The 15,215-nt window shown below is 64.5% G+C and carries 8 protein-coding genes; 5 read left to right on the top strand and 3 right to left on the bottom strand.

Annotated features, from left to right (window positions below):
• Nucleotides 1-632 precede the first annotated feature (632 nt).
• Nucleotides 633-923, bottom strand: a complete 291-nt coding sequence (locus LZC94_19390; protein WXB20215.1) for an MbtH family NRPS accessory protein — start codon at nt 921-923, stop codon at nt 633-635.
• 146 nt (nt 924-1,069) lie between these two features.
• On the opposite strand from LZC94_19390, the gene LZC94_19385 reads away from it, so the two are divergent.
• Together LZC94_19385 and LZC94_19380 are read left to right on the top strand one after the other, a co-directional pair.
• The gene (locus LZC94_19385) at nt 1,070-1,336 is read left to right on the top strand and encodes a hypothetical protein (GenBank protein ID WXB19381.1); all 267 of its coding nucleotides are present in this window, start codon (nt 1,070-1,072) and stop codon (nt 1,334-1,336) included.
• Nucleotides 1,337-2,451: 1,115 nt separating this feature from the next.
• The gene (locus LZC94_19380; GenBank protein WXB19380.1) at nt 2,452-5,466 is read left to right on the top strand and encodes a penicillin acylase family protein; all 3,015 of its coding nucleotides are present in this window, start codon (nt 2,452-2,454) and stop codon (nt 5,464-5,466) included.
• 255 nt (nt 5,467-5,721) lie between these two features.
• Here LZC94_19380 and LZC94_19375 read toward each other — a convergent pair whose 3' ends face one another.
• Nucleotides 5,722-6,291: a hypothetical protein gene (locus LZC94_19375; protein ID WXB19379.1), complete on the bottom strand. Its 570-nt coding sequence runs from the start codon at nt 6,289-6,291 to the stop codon at nt 5,722-5,724.
• A 173-nt stretch (nt 6,292-6,464) separates the two neighbouring features.
• Here LZC94_19375 and LZC94_19370 point away from each other — a divergent pair, with 173 nt between their 5' ends.
• The 3 genes from LZC94_19370 to LZC94_19360 all read left to right on the top strand — a co-directional run bounded on the left by LZC94_19370 (nt 6,465) and on the right by LZC94_19360 (nt 13,909).
• Nucleotides 6,465-6,701: a hypothetical protein gene (locus LZC94_19370; GenBank protein WXB19378.1), complete on the top strand. Its 237-nt coding sequence runs from the start codon at nt 6,465-6,467 to the stop codon at nt 6,699-6,701.
• A gap of 144 nt (nt 6,702-6,845) precedes the next feature.
• The gene (locus LZC94_19365) at nt 6,846-10,772 is read left to right on the top strand and encodes a protein kinase (protein WXB19377.1); all 3,927 of its coding nucleotides are present in this window, start codon (nt 6,846-6,848) and stop codon (nt 10,770-10,772) included.
• Between the two features lie 731 nt (nt 10,773-11,503).
• On the top strand, nt 11,504-13,909 hold the full coding sequence (locus LZC94_19360; protein WXB19376.1) for a M4 family metallopeptidase: 2,406 nt from the start codon (nt 11,504-11,506) through the stop codon (nt 13,907-13,909).
• 115 nt (nt 13,910-14,024) lie between these two features.
• Here the strand turns inward: LZC94_19360 and LZC94_19355 are convergent, their stop codons facing one another.
• Nucleotides 14,025-15,149 (bottom strand): aminotransferase class V-fold PLP-dependent enzyme, encoded by a 1,125-nt coding sequence (locus tag LZC94_19355; protein WXB19375.1) that lies wholly within the window; start codon nt 15,147-15,149, stop codon nt 14,025-14,027.
• Nucleotides 15,150-15,215: the final 66 nt, after the last annotated feature.

The raw sequence follows: 15,215 nt of genomic DNA, 5'->3' as shown, positions 1-15,215 counted from the left end.
TTGTCGGTCCCCCGCTTCCTCACGGTCGCGGAAATGGCTGTTGTCGGCTCCCGCTTCCTCACGGTCGCGGAAATGGCTGTTGTCGGCTCCCGCTTCCTCACGGTCGCGGAAACGGCTGTTGTCAGCTCCCGCTTCCTCACGGTCGCGGAAATGGCTGTTTGTCGGCTCCCGCTTCCTCACGGTCGCGGAAACGGCTGTTGTCAGCTCCCGCTTCCTTTACGGTCGCGGAAATGGCTGTTGTCGGCTCGCCGCTTCCTCACGGTCGGGGAAATGGCTGTTGTCGGCTCGCCGCTTCCTTCACGGTCGGGGAAATGGCTGTTGTCGGCTCGCCGCTTCCTTCACGGTCGGGGAAATGGCTGTTGGTCGGCTTCCCGCTTCCTCACGGTCGCGGAAACGGCTGTTGTCGGCTCCCGCTTCCTCACGGTCGCGGAAACGGCTGTTTGTCGGCTCCCGGCTCCCCGTACGGTCGCGAAAACGGCTGTTGTCGGCTCCCGCTTCCTCACGGTCGCGGAAAGGACTGTCGGCTCGCCGCTTCCTCACGGTTGCGGAGAGACTCTCTCGTTCGAATCTACGCGTGGTGGCCGGCAGCGGATCACCCCGCGCGACCATTCGATACACCGTATGCGTTAAATCTACCTTTGGAGGCCAGCCGCCGTATCCTCGGGCGAGCCATCGTTCTTCTCCACGTGCGTGCCAACGTGCGTGCCACGGTGAAGACGCGTGCGAATGCTGAGTGGACGCATATCTGTCCAGACTTCCTCGATGTACGCGAGGCATTCGCTTCGATTTCCGCTCTTTCCTACTTTGAACCACCCAAGCGGCAACTCGCGATTGTTCGGCCAAATCGAGTATTGCTCCTCGTGGTTCCTCACGACATCGAAGCCGATGCTTTCGTCTTCTGTACCGTCCGACGAGCGCTGCATTGTCATGATTCCGGCTCCCGTAAAAATACTTATGAAGTGTGTACCGCTGCTCCGGACCCGACTCGAGCTTGAACGTAGACTTGCAAACCTATACCTGAGGGAGGGAGGTCCCGCGTTCTCCACTATGCCATATGCACCTCACAACCATGGTGCTCGGCGGCGTCGGTGACGACGAAGAACTTGGACAGGGTACAATCCTTTACGGCCCGGTCTCGGCACTGTCAACCATATTTGCGTGCGTTCACGCGTCGTTCACCCTCCTTATGATTTCGCTGGCCCGATGCTCGATGCGCGTCGACGTGCTCGCCAATGCCGAGCATCGTTTCCATCATGTGCCGGCGGCTCGTCGCTCATGTTGCCCCAACATCCAAGAAATCGTCTCTCACGAATGCAATCGTTTCGCATCGAAATGATTGTCTGGGCGCCGGTCTAATGGAGTACGCCGGGCGGCTCGTCGATAGACCGAAAATGAGCATTTCCATTTTCGAATTTCGTGGCCCTGTGACACCCAATGTGTCGAGCCCTTACCTGGGCTCGTATCGCTCGTGTCGCGTGGCGCCGCTTTGCCCTCGGGCGATGTTTCGGATCTTCTCGTTCGAATCTACGCTCGGTGGCCGGCAGCGGATCACCCCGCGCGACCATTCGATCGGCTGTCTGTGTTGAAATCTACCTTAGGAGGTCAGCTACGGTGTCCGCAGCGAGCCACCGTTCTCCGCCGTGTGCGCGCGAAGACAGAGTGGACGCATATCCGTCCAGGCTTCTTCGATGTACGCGAGACATTCGCTTCGATTCCGCTCTTCCTACTTGAACCGGGCCTTAAGAAGGCGGGCCGCAGGCCGCAGGCGACAAACCGCAAACCGCAAACCACAAACGACAAAAAGGCCAAGAGGCAGGAGAGTCGGAGGATCAGGAGGCCCAGCGTTCTCCGAAATGCCATACGCACCCCACAACGACGGTGCTCAGCGGCGACGGTTACGGACGGAGAACGTGGATAGCGTACAATCCTTTACGGCTCGGTCCCAGCACTGTCAACCACATTTGCGTGCGTCACGCATCATTCACTCCCCTTATGATTCTCCCTCCTCCATTAAGTAAGTGTCTACATGCCCATCTCGCCAAAGCCGACGCGCACCGTACCCATCATTCGCCGCGAGGGGCCCGTCGCTCATGTCGCTCTAACATCCAAGAAATCGTCCGCTCGTGAATGCGCTCTTTTTTGCGGAGATCTTGGAGGAAAGGATAGCGTCGCGCCCCGCAAACCCGCGATCCCTCGAGGCTCGGATCGCGAATGGCGGACCCCCGCAGCGATCGTGGCGAGGGGTGGATGCGCGACGTCGACGATCGTCCGAAGGGGGTCATCCTCGATATAATGAAATAAGCAATTCGATTCTCGAATTTCGTGGCGCTTGCGACGGCCCATGTGTCAAACCAGTAACCGGGCTCGTGTCGCATCGGGTCACCTTGCCATCGGGCGCTGGTGGTCGTGGTGGATGGTGACGGGTGGACGAACGGGGAACGTGGAGAATTCATGCGACCTTTGTCTTTCAAGCGCCTCATTTCGTTGCGTGCATTCATTTCGGTGGCCGCCTCGATTACCTTGGTGAGTACGGCGGGTGCAGGATGTTCGGATGCCGATGGCGGAGACCCCGGCCCCGGCGCGCAAGACGGCGGCGGCGACGCGACCGCCGTCGCCTATGGACCGTTGGGAGAGGTCGCGGGGCTGCCCGTGGATGGACAGCTCCACATCGATCATCTCGCGGCCCCGGTCGACGTCGTCCGCGACAAGGACGGAAGGCCCCACATTTATGCATCGAGCGTCGCCGATGCCATGCGGGTGCAAGGCTATTTGGTCGCCCAGGATCGAACCCTGCAGCTCGAGCTGGTGCGGCGAAACGCCGCGGGGAGGGTCGCCGAGCTTTTCGGGTCCCTCGACGCAAGCACCATCGATGCCGACATTGCGATGCGCACCATCGGGCTCGCGCGGGTGGCCAAAGCCGAGTACGACGCGCTCCCCCCCGGCGAAGATCGCGACATGCTCGATGCCTACGCCGACGGCGTCACCCAAGTCTTCCAAGGGATCCGCTCGGGCAAAATCGCGCTCCCCCGCGGGGTCCTCCTCGTGCCCCCGGAGGCCTTCACCGATTGGACCGGCGCCGACTCCCTGGCGGTGGGCAAACTGCAGTCGTATTTGCTCTCGTATGACGCGACCACGCCCATCCGGCTGAGCACCGTGCTCACGGCGGCGCAGTCCAAGTTCGTGGCCGCCGCTTCCAATCCGCTCTTCGCGAAGCGCGCAGGGTTCGAGCGCGACTTCGTGCGGTTCGCCCCATCGGCCCCCGCCTTTACGACGACCGGATATCCCGGCGCCCCCAGCGCGCTCGCGAGCCATGCCCGCCCCGCAGCAAAAGGCGCCAACAACGCGACCAACGGGAACACCGCGAAAAACACGAAAAACGCGACCGCTGCGCCGCGCGCCGGAACCGAGGGCGGGGCTCGGACCGTCACCTCCCCGCTTCTCGATGCAGCCGATGGGTACTTGCAGGCCGCCCGCAAGGTGCAAGATGCGTATGCACCGAGCGGGTTCGGCTCGAACAATTGGGCGGTGAGCGCCGCGCGCAGCACCACCGGCCACCCGCTGATCGCCAGCGATCCGCACCTCGCGCTCCGGGCGCCCGCCACATTTTGGCCCGTGTCGGTGCACGTCGGGGCCAACGCGGGGGCCGCGGCCCTGAGCTTCGCCGGCGTCGCCTTTCCGGGCGTACCGGGCATCCTGCTCGGCCACAACGACAAGGTCGCCTGGGGCGCGACGGTGGCCTATTACCAAGTGACCGACGTCTATTCCGAGACCCTCAGCGCCGACGGTCGCTCCGTATCCTTCGGAGCGGGCACGGTACCGCTCCAGACCATCGACGAGATCATCGGCGTCGGCGGGGGCAGCACGTATACCTATCATGTTCAGGTGGTGCCCCAGCACGGGCCCCTCCTGCCCAACATTCAAAATCATCGCGTGGTCGATCCCAATCCAGCCACGGGTGCATTGAGCGTCCGTTGGACCGGCCTCGATCCCACCAAGAACTTCAGCGCGGTGGTGAAGCTGCTGCGCGCAAGCTCGGTCGACGGCGCCCGCGCGGCCCTCAACGACTTTGCGGTGGGCGCACAAAATTGGATGATCGGCGATAGCGCCGGGAATATCCTATGGACGTCGCACGCTCGCGTCCCCACCCGCGATCCGCGCGCCTTCGCCTGGAACGCTGCCACCTACACGGGCCGGCTCCCCTGCTTCGTTTTGCCCGGCAACGGAGGTGCCGAGTGGACCGGCAATCTGGCCGACGATCTCGTCCCCTGGGCCAAGAACCCCCCCGCCGGATACCTGGCCACCGCAAATAACGATCCCATCGGCGACACCGCCGACAACGATCCCAGCAACGGTAAGCTCCCCGACGGCACACCCATGTATCTCTCCGCGCTCTACGACATCGGGTTTCGCGAAGCGCGAATCAAGTCCCTCATCGAATCCCATAAAGGCCCCTTGTCCCCCACCGACATGGCAGCCATCCAAGCCGACGTTCGCTCGAGCCTGGGCGCCGCGCTCACCCCTCGCATCCTCCAGGCGATCGATCTCGCCGAGGCCGAGCGCACCCAACCCGGGACGCACCCCGATCTGGGCGCCATCGTGCAGGACCGCAGCTACGATCCGGCCCTCATCGCCGCGGCGCGCAGCATCCTGCAAGCGTGGGACACCGAGGCGGGCTATCAGGCCGCCTCCGGCATCGATCCCGACACCAACCAGCCGCTCTCGGACCAGGGCGCAACGGCCCAAGCCATCGCCGCCCGCGCCTCTCAGGCCACCCTCATCTTCAATGTATGGCTCGTGCGGATGCTCGAGCGCACCTTTGGCGACGAGTTCGAGCAGCTCGGCCTCAACATCCCCTTTGGCGTCATGAAGATCAAGTCGCTGCTGCATCTCTTCGCGACCGAGCCCTCCAAGCTCGCGACCCTCGATCCCACCACCCGCGACAGCTCGATCTGGGACGATATGAACACCGCGGCGGTCGAATCGCGCAACGAGCGGATCGTGCGCGCGCTGCTCGATGCCTTCGCCTGGCTCACCCCCAATGCAGGCACCGATCTCCGCAAGGCGCGGTGGGGCGCATATCACACCGTGCAATTTACCTCCCTGATCTCCCTGTTCGGGAGCTTGTCGATCCCACCGAGCGGCGACACCACCTTCCCCAACGGCTTCCCTCGCTCAGGCGATCTCTTCGTGGTCGACGCCTCCGACTACGAACGCGAATACCCAATTGGCACACCTCCGCGCTTCCAATATACCAGCGGCCCCGTCCAACGCTTCGTAGCCGATCTCGACCCTGCAGGCATCCGCGCATCCAACGCACTACCGGGCGGTGCCGTCTGGGACACGCAAAGCCCCCACCACCGCGATCAGGCGGAGCTCTGGAGGCGAAATCAGACCCACCCCGTGCCCTATGCGCTGCCCGACCTCGTCGCCAACAAAGAATCGCGCACCGTCGTGCTCTCCCCCTGACCGGGTAGTCCCCAAGGGGCGATCCCATGAACTCCCGTCGTATTTGGGAGCATGCGCACCCCGGTGCATCGAGTCTCCCATCGTGGATCGTATCCGCAACGATTGGGATCGGATACGCCACCCGAAACTCCGAAGGATATCCGCGCGATGGGAGCAATGGTCCTTCGAAGCTCAAAGCACGAAGATGATTATTAAACATCCATTGCACGCATAAGCAGACTCGAGCGGAACAACGACGGCCATCCGTGCTCGCGCTCAATTGCGAACGCAAGGCCGGCCCCGTAGCATAGCCGCCCGTTGACTGGCATCGACGAGATTTGCGCCGGTGGCGCCCAACGCGTTTTTGCCGACCGCTTCACCATTGAAGAGGAGGCCGGGCGCGGTGGAATGGGGATCGTCTATCGCGCCTTCGACCGGCAAGCGGAGCGAAACGTCGCGCTCAAAGTGCTTCACAAAAGTACGCCATCGGCGGCTCGTCGGTTTGCGCTCGAGGCCGCGGCGCTCGGTAAGATCGAACATCCCAACATCGTGCGCTACCTCGAGCATGGCGTGGCAAACGATGGCTCGCCCTACCTCGCCCTCGAGTGGATCGAAGGCGAAAGCTTGCGCGATCAGCTCGCGTGCACGGCCAAGAGCGGCGGGTACCTCGATCTCGGCCATGTCGTCGAGCTCGGACAGCGGCTCGCGGAGGGGCTCGCGGCGGCGCACGCGATTCGGATCGTTCATCGGGACGTCAAGCCAAGCAACATCTTGCTGGTCGATTGCGCCCTTCGGCGGCCGAAGCTCGTCGACTTCGGCATCGTGCGAACCACGTTCGGGGAGCATACGACGACGTCGGGCACGGTGCTCGGCACCGTCGGTTACATGGCCCCGGAGCAGGCTCGCGGCTCGCCCGATCTCGATGAGCGCGCCGATCTGTTCTCGCTCGGGTGCGTACTCTTTCGCTGCCTCACCAACCGCGACGTCTTCGATGGTCCCGATCCTGGCTGGCCGGCGACGTGGCGCGCGCCATTCCGCTCTTGGAGAAAGGCGCGCGCGCGTGCCAGGGCCTCGAGTACGCGTCGCTGCATGTGCGGACGCATCTCTGGCTGGGCATGGCGAACGAGAAGGCCGGCGATGTCGCCGCCGCGTGCCGTGCCTATCGCTTCGTGCTCGATCGGTGGGGTCACGCGAAACCTCGCTCGGTCACCGCCCGCGAAGCAGAGCGGCGCAGTCGTGCGCTCAAGTGCCGATAGTCATCCCATACCGACATCGGTCGGATGTCCATTCACGTCAATGTGCTCTTTTGACACGTGGCCATCTTCGACTTCCACGCGCTCGACGGACGTGTAGTTTGACTCCGGGCACCGCGGAGCGGCCTTCCGCCGTTGGAGACGTCGATGGAAACCGACAATCGATTCGACACGTCCGAGCCGCCGCCCTTGAATGTGCGCGAGCGCCGCATCGAGACAGCGGCGCAGGATGAACACCTTCACGGCGCCATCGGAACGCGATTCGAGTTGATGGAGCGCTTGGGTGTTGGAGGAACGGCGGAGGTGTTCCTCGCGCGCGACACCCTCCTCGACCGGACCGTGGCCATCAAGTTCCTCATCCACGAGGCGCTCGGCACCACGGAGGCCCTCCATCGAATACGGCTCGAGGCGCAAGCGTGCGCACGATTGAATCATGAGAACATCGTGCGCTTGTTCGACATCGGGCGAGATATGGGGGTGCCGTTTCTCGTGATGGAGCATCTGCAAGGGCGCACCTTGGATACGATGATGTGCGACGAGAGGATCGACGCACGGCGCGCGGTTCGCATTTTGATTGATGTCGCGAGGGGGCTTTCGCACGCGCATCGCGCGGGCATCGTGCATCGCGATCTGAAGCCGAGCAACGTATTCATCGCCAAGGATGGAACGGCGAAGATCCTCGACTTTGGCGTGGCCATGATGACCGCTCGGCCCGATGTCGCCCACGACGGGCTCTTGGGGACGCCGCGCTACATGTCCCCCGAGCAATGGACGGGCGAGGCGCAAGACGGCCGAACGGATATCTGGGCGGCCGGTGTCATGCTCTTCGAGCTGCTCACCGGTCGTTTGCCATTCGACGGAGGCCACCTGGTCGAGCTGCGGGATGCCGTCGTCTCTCCCCATCCGGCGCCTTCGCTCCGCGAGGTGCGGCCCGATCTGCCCGAGGAGGCCGAGCGGATCGTGCAACGTACGATGAAGAAGGACGCGGCCGAGCGTTTCGGTACCGCCGACGAGCTGCTGGATTCGCTGATCGCGCTGGAGCTCGCGCTCACCCACGCCATGCGCCTCGAGCACGAACGCGGTGAGGAGCTCGCGCGGCCCAAACCCGAACGCCGCCAGATGACCGTCGTGTCTTGCTCGCTCGATGCGCCGGCATTTCCCGGCGAGAGAGGGCTCGACGCGATCGGCGAGTCGCTCGACGAGTTCGTGGACGTCTGCATGACGGTCCTACGCGAGCTCGGAGGGACCTTCCTGTCGTTCTGGGGCGCTCGGGTGATCGCTTGCTTCGGGTATCCAACCAGCTACGAGGACGACGCGCACCGTGCCCTGCGCGCGGCTTCGCTCATCCTCGACGTGATGCGGGATCGCGCGCGCGCCGATGGATCCGCGCGGACCGTGCGCATCGGGATCGGCACCAGCCTCGCGATCGCGGGACGGCTCGAGAGCGCGACGGCGCCGCTGATCCTCCAAGGCGATGCGCCGCACATCGCGCAATGGCTCGAGCAGCGCAGCGGTCCCAACGAGATCCTCGTCGGAGAAGCCACGCACCTTTTGGTGCGGAGCGCCTTCGAGCTCGAGCCGCGGGGCGAGGCCATCCCCACAGCCGGAACGCGGCCGACCCGGATCTACCGCCTGCTTGGGTCGAGGGACGCGGCATCGCGGTTCGATCCCATCGCGCGCGGTACGCTCACACCGCTGGTCGGCCGCGACGGCGAGCTCGAGGCGCTGCGCGTGCTCTGGGAGGCGGCGAAGGCGCGCAAGGGGCGGTTCGTGCTCATCGCCGGCGAAGCGGGGATTGGAAAATCGCGCCTGCTCGAGCGCCACCTCGAGGAGGTCGCGACCGGGCCTCACGCGATCGTGCGCTGCCAGTGCTGGCCGCATCTGCAGAACAGCGCGCTGCAGCCCATCGCCGATGGTCTCGCGCGCATCATGGGATTGCGCTCCGAAGCCTCGCCGGCCGAAAAGCTCCAGCTGCTCGAAATGGCACTTACGGCCGCCCATCTCTCCCTCGAGGAGTACGCGCCGCTCCTCGCGGCGTTCATGCGCGTTCCGGCCGGGGAGCTGTATCCATTGCCGCCCCTCACCCCGGATTTGCTCAAAAAGCGAACGCTCGCCGCGCTGGTGACCCTCTTCACGCGCCTGGCGTCCGCGGTCCCTTTGAGCTTGGTCGTGGAGGACGCGCACTGGTCCGACAGCTCGACCCTCGAGCTCTTGGACATGGTCCTGGACGGCATCGTCGCCACCCGCGCGATGGTGATCGTCACCGCTCGAACGGAGCTCCAGCCGCCCTGGCCGCAGCGCCCGCACCTGCACCGGCTCGTGCTCGAGAGGTTGTCGTCCGAAGAGAGCGCCACCCTGATCGCGCTTGCGACCGAGGACTACGCGCTGCCTCCACGAATCGTGCAGCAGCTCGTGGAGCGAACCGATGGCGTACCGCTCTTCATCGAGGAGCTCACCCATACGGTCGCCGACGCCCTGAGGGAGGCCGAGCAGCACGATGGCGCGATGGATATCGAAGCCTTGGCGCCCAGCATGATCCCCGAGACGCTCGAGGGCCTCTTGCGCGCGCGCCTCGATTCGCTGCCGCGCGAGGGACGCGACGTGGCAGGCCTCATCGCGGTGCTCGGCCGGGACGCCTCGTACGATCTGATCCACGAGGCCTGGGGCGCATCCGAAGGGTCGCTGCGAATGGGGCTCATGCAGCTCCTCGAGACGGCGACGCTCCGGCAGCAAGGTCATGGCGCGGAGGCTCGGTACACGTTCAAGCACGCGCTGGTGAAGGAGGCGGCGTACCGGTCGCTCGTGAAGACCAAACGCCGGGAGCTGCATCAACGGGCCGCGGAGGTGCTCATCGCGCGCGCGCGCGGCCTGGTCGAGCAGCACCCGGAGCTCGTCGCGGGGCATTTCGTGGAGGCGGGCTGCCACGAGCAAGCCGTCGCGTACTTCGATAAGGCGGGCCACCGCGCGATCCAGCGCTTGTCGCACGTCGATTCGGCCGCGCACTTCGGCCACGCGCTCGAGCAGCTCCGGATGCTCCCGAAGAGCCCAGCGCGCGATCGGCACGAGCTCGCGCTCGAGTTCGCGCGGCGGACCGCGCTCATGGCGGACGAGGTCGGCCTGTCGCCCGATCTCGCGCGGCAGCTCGCCACCCAGGCCGAACAATCCAACGACTCGGCCATGGCCGTCTATGCACATAGCGCGGTGGGGCTGAGCGCCCTGATGGCGGGCGATTTCGCGATATCCCGGAGCGCGGCGCGGGCCGCGCTGGTCGCCTTCGACGTGCGCACGAACGATCCCCTCACGCCATATTGTGGTTTTCATCCCATCGTCCTCAGCGACGTATGCCTTCTTTGGTCCGACGGGCTCCGCGGACAATGGGATCGCGCCGTGGATCACGGTCGAAATGCCATTCAGCACGCGCGGGACGACGGCGACGCCTTCAGCCTCGCGTTCGGGCTCGTGCAGCTCGCCTCCTGGTACAATTACCGCGGGCAATTCGATGAAGGACGGCGCTTGATCGACGAGGCCGCCCCGTACTGCAAAGGGGACGTGGCGGCGCTCATGGCCTCCAAAATCAACCGCGGTTGGTGCCGCGTCGCCGCGGGCGATCGCGCGGGCATCCACGAGATCGAAGAGGGGGTGACCGAGTGGTGCAACATGGGCGTCACCTTGGGGCTCACGAGCTTCTTTTCGGTGCTCGCGCGGGCGCAGTTGGGAGAGGCGGCCCTCGACGACGCCATGCATACGATCGACCGCGCCATGGACCTGGTCGAGACGAAGGGCCAGCGCTTCTTCGAAGCCGAGCTGCTCCGAATACGAGGCGAAATCCTATTGGCATCGGGCGACGCTCCCTCGCGCGTGTTCGATTGCTTCGAGCGGGGACTCGAGGTCGCGCGCCGGCAGCAGGCGAAAGTTTGGGAGCTGCGCCTCGCGCACAGCTACGCGCATCTCTTGAAAATCCGCGCGCGGCCGGCCGATGCGCGAAGACGGCTCGCCCCCATCCTCGCGCAGTTCACCGAGGGCTTCGCGACCGCCGACATGCGGGAAGCCCGCGCGCTGCTCGCCGCGCTTTGACGCGCTCGGCCCGCTTTACCCGTTCGAAATAGGCGCGACATCCCAACGTGGACTTCGCAGCGACGCATTTTCGTCAAAGCGCAACATCGAGTCGCCCTTTTGGAATGCGCCTTGGATAACCGAACCGGTCGACCTCGACCCGTTTCCAACGAGTCGTTCGGACAACGACATCCATTGACGATTTACGATGGCCGGTTGGAATTCGAATCAACGTTTCCGTCATTTTGACGAATAGCTCAAGTTATGGAGTTCCAGGTAGACCCTTTCGCTACCCTTTGCACGGAGCACCTCCGTTGGCGCGCTTCGTCGCATTCGGATGAAAGGGATCTTTTTCGACCTTCGCCCGTATAAGCGAGAAATGGCCGATAGCGTCCCGGAGGCCGCATAACGGAATACATAATTCGCCGACTCATGCCTTGACGTAGTGAATATCCCGATGCTACGCCCAGTCATCTTATTATCGAACGATTGAACGACTTGGCTTTAGGTGAGGGTGGGCGCCGCAGATGTCATGACATGGGGAGAAGGAGCCCCGTGCATTCCCGACGAGGGTCATAGGAAGGCGGGGCCTCCGGCTCCTACCGCCCCTCGTCGGGCAGCTTCGTACGCCCATCCGTAGCCGATCAAAGGATGTCTGCGACGCATGCGCGAATCCGCGCATTTGCGGAAGGGGTGCTCCATTGATTAAAAATAGAATACATCCATTCATTCGTGGTCTTGGACTTCTCGGGATGGTCGCGATTGCGACCGCTTGCCAAACTTCGGAGGGATTCAAGGAATCGGACGACGAGGGACGAGCCCGCTCTCGCTCGGGACTGGACATTCAAACGGCGCTCACGGCCCTCCCGAGCGCCAACGTCCTCGACGTGGATCCGTCGGGGGTCCCCGTCTTCGTCACGGGGAACCTCGGAAAGGCGCAGTCGGCGACCTTGACGGTGGCCGACGTGCGCGACGTGCTCGCGGAGCTGTCGCCGGTCTTCCGCGCGGATCCGGCCGCGCTCACCCTCCGCGCCGCGTTCGTCGACGACATCGGCGATGCACACTACGTGTTTACCCAGCAAAAGAACGGCCGCGCCGTGTTCGGCGGCGATTTCTCCCTGCACGTGCGCGATGGCGTGGCCTTCGCCGCCAACGGCACCGTACGCAACGATGTCGATGCGCCAACCGACGGGACGATCTCCGCCGATGCGGCCATCGAAGCCGCCAAAAGCGGCTATGCGACGATCGCGGACCTCGCAGCCACCTCCACGGGCGAAACCATTTATCTTCGCACCGACGACCGGCTCGACTTGGTTTACGAGGTCGATGTCACGGGCGCAAAAGGCGACCAGACCCCTCTGCACGATACGGTCTTCGTCAACGCCACCGACGGACGCGTGCTCCTGACCGCGCCGCATATCCATACCGCGAAGAACCGCGAGATCCACGACGCGCAGAACACATCGACTCTCCCCGGGCCGCTCGTCCGCGCCGAGGGCGATCCCCCCGTGTCCGACGTGGTCGCCAACAACAATTACGACCGGCTCGGCACCACCTACGACGGATACCTCGAGCTCTTCGGCCACGACTCGTACGATAACGGCGGGGCCAAGCTGATTAGCACCATTCACTACCAACAGAACTACGTGAACGCCTTCTGGAACGGCGTTCAGATGGTCTACGGCGACGGCGACGGGGTCACCGCCTCGAACCTCGCCAACGGCCTCGACGTCACGGCGCACGAGCTCACCCACGCCGTCACGCAAAAGACATCGAACCTCACCTACTCGGGCCAATCGGGCGGCTTGAACGAGTCGATGTCCGACATCTTCGGCAATGTCATCGAGTGGTACCGCGATGGCAAGGTCGTGAGCGACAACACGTGGAAGGTCGGCGAAGACGTCTGGACGCCGAACATCCCGGGCGACGCCCTTCGCTACATGAACGATCCCAAGAAGGACAACGTGTCGCTCGACTGGTTCCCCGACTACACCAGCCAAGACGTGCACTACAGCTCCGGTATTTCCAACTTGGCCTTCTACTTGTTGGCACAAGGCGGCAAGCACCCGCGCGGCAAGTCGACCAACCAAGTCACGGGCATCGGCTTCGAGAAGGCGGCGCGGATCTTCTTCCGGGCCAACACCACGGGCATCTTCCAGCCGTCCACCAACTTTGCCCAAGCGAAGACGGGCACCGAGCTGGCCGCCCAGCAGCTCGGCTACACGACCGCCGAGATCAACGCGGTCTCCGAAGCGTGGAAGGCCGTCGGCGTGGGCATCCCGCGTCCGATTCCCCCCTCCACCCCGCTGACCAACAACGTGCCGGTCGACAACATCAGCGGCGCGGCGGGATCCCAGGTTTGGTACACGCTCGACGTCCCGGCGGGGGTGCAAAACCTCAAATTCCAAATCAGCGGTGGATCGGGCGACGCGGATCTCTATGTCAAATACGGTGAGCCCGCGGACGTCAACATCTTCGATTGCCGCCCCTACATCGGCGGCAACAACGAGACGTGCAACATCACCAACGTGCAGCCGGGCAAGTACTGGGTCATGCTGCGCGGCTTCTCGTCCTACGCGGGGGTCCGGCTCCTCGGCTCCTATGTGGTGCCGCCGCCGCCAGGCCGCCTGGTCATCAACGAGGTCGAATACGACGAGGTCGGAGACGACACGCAGGAGTTCGTCGAGATCTACAACGCGGGCGGCCAGCCCGTGGATTTGAGCACCTACGCGCTCTATCTGGTCAACGGCATCGACGATACCAGCTATGCGATCGTCGACTTGTCGTCGGGCGGCTCGCTCGCGCCCGGCCAGTATCTGGTCATCGGTGACCGCGCCGTCACCGTCCCGGCCGGCGTCAAGAAGATCAACTTCCAGGGCCTGCGGGATCAAATCCAAAACGGCTCGCCGGACGGCCTCGCGCTCGCCAACGGAACCACGGTGGTCGACGCGCTCTCCTACGAGGGTGTCGTCACCACGGCGCAGCTGCCGGGCATCGAAGGCACCGTCAACCTGGTCGAGGGCGCACGCACCACGGCCTCCGACAGCGACAGCTCCATCCGCTCGCTCAGCCGCCTCCCCAACGGCGTCGACACGAACAACGCCGCCAGCGATTGGCGGGCAACGCCCAACGTCACCCCGGGCGCCGCGAACAATTAGCGGAACGAAGCGCTCGCGAGACTAGACTCGTGTAAAATACACGAACCGGCTCGAGACGTCCGAGCTCCCTTTCATGGTGCTTCGCGGCGCCATGCAGGGGAGCTTCGGATGGTCGTCACCGCGGCGTTTCATGGCCGCGAGCCGTGCGACGGTTCCGCAGCACCCTACCCGTCACCTCCAGGGCCCGACCGACGTCGTCATCGGTGACGTGCTCGGACACGCTCCAACGCGTCGCGCCGTCCGCACGCGCAGGAAAGTTCGCATACGCGGCTCGAACCACCGGGGATGCATCGGAGTGCCGCGCGCGACAGGCCGCCGTGTGGCTGATGCAGATCCTCTCGAGCCCCAGCGACTCGACCAAGGACTTCCCGGACAGGTCCGGAAACGAGACATTCGCGATGGGACCGAGTCGCGCGCCTTCCGCGCCGTTCACCAAGAGCCTTGGCTCGATGTCGCGCAACCCTCGCAGAAGCCGCTCCGCGACGAGCCGCGCGCGCGCCAAGGCTGGCTCCCGTCGTGGAGCGCGCGCGGCGCAGGCCGCACCAAGCCCGATGGCCGTGATCCACGGCGGGCCGTCGCTCTCGAGCACCGAGCGCCGATTCACGGCCGCGTAATGCACGTGGCTCGGGACGCGCACCGCGCCGATGCCCATGGGCGCTCCCAACTTCGAGCCCGAGAGCGCGTAGAAGGTCCGCTCGTCGTTCAGGGTGTCCAATGAAACCCAAGGAGCCGCCTGAACGGCATCGATGACTCGAATCGACTGAGGCGAAACGGCCGTCACGTCGAGCATGGTCCCCAGCTCGTGATTGCACATCGCGAGCACCACGAGCGACGGCTCGCGCAGGGCCGCTGCGTCTTCTTCGTTGGGAACACCTTCCGGCAATCCCAGCCAATGGACCACCCGGCCTGCGCGAGCGGCTCGCTCGACGAGCGCGAGAACGGATGGATGCTCCAGCCGGCTCGATACGATGGGCATCGCCGCCGGCGCGAGCTCCAGCGCGAGGCCGAACCCACACGCCAGCGCTTCGCGACCGCTGCCAACGAATACAATCTCCTGCGGCATCGCACCCGCATAGTCCGCGACCTGCTGGCGCGCCTGCTCGAGCACGTATTGCGCGCGTGCTCCGATGCCGTGCAAGGCTTTCGGGTGTCCCCACCCCGACTCCGCAGCAGCATGCATGGCGTCCAACGCCTCGCGGACCGGCGGAACCAACGAAGCGTAATCGAGATAAACGAACATCGCACGCCACGATATCACGTATCGTTGATGTGGCTTCGTGATGACTCCAATCCATTTTGCGCCTGA

This window comes from Sorangiineae bacterium MSr11954, assembly GCA_037157815.1.
GTDB classification, from domain to species: Bacteria; Myxococcota_A; Polyangia; order Polyangiales; family Polyangiaceae; genus Pendulispora; species Pendulispora albinea.
Note: the sequence above shows the minus strand (reverse complement) of the source record. Positions and strands in the feature narration are given on the sequence as shown.

Bases quoted from the DNA above. Each gene is read 5' to 3' on its own strand.
- LZC94_19365 (WXB19377.1), top strand. From the start codon at position 6,846: ATGGAAACCGACAATCGATTCGACACGTCCGAGCCGCCGCCCTTGAAT.
- LZC94_19355 (WXB19375.1), bottom strand. From the start codon at position 15,149: ATGTTCGTTTATCTCGATTACGCTTCGTTGGTTCCGCCGGTCCGCGAG.
- LZC94_19390 (WXB20215.1), bottom strand. From the start codon at position 923: ATGCAGCGCTCGTCGGACGGTACAGAAGACGAAAGCATCGGCTTCGAT.
- LZC94_19380 (WXB19380.1), top strand. From the start codon at position 2,452: ATGCGACCTTTGTCTTTCAAGCGCCTCATTTCGTTGCGTGCATTCATT.
- LZC94_19375 (WXB19379.1), bottom strand. From the start codon at position 6,291: ATGCTCCCCGAACGTGGTTCGCACGATGCCGAAGTCGACGAGCTTCGG.
- LZC94_19385 (WXB19381.1), top strand. From the start codon at position 1,070: ATGGTGCTCGGCGGCGTCGGTGACGACGAAGAACTTGGACAGGGTACA.
- LZC94_19360 (WXB19376.1), top strand. From the start codon at position 11,504: ATGGTCGCGATTGCGACCGCTTGCCAAACTTCGGAGGGATTCAAGGAA.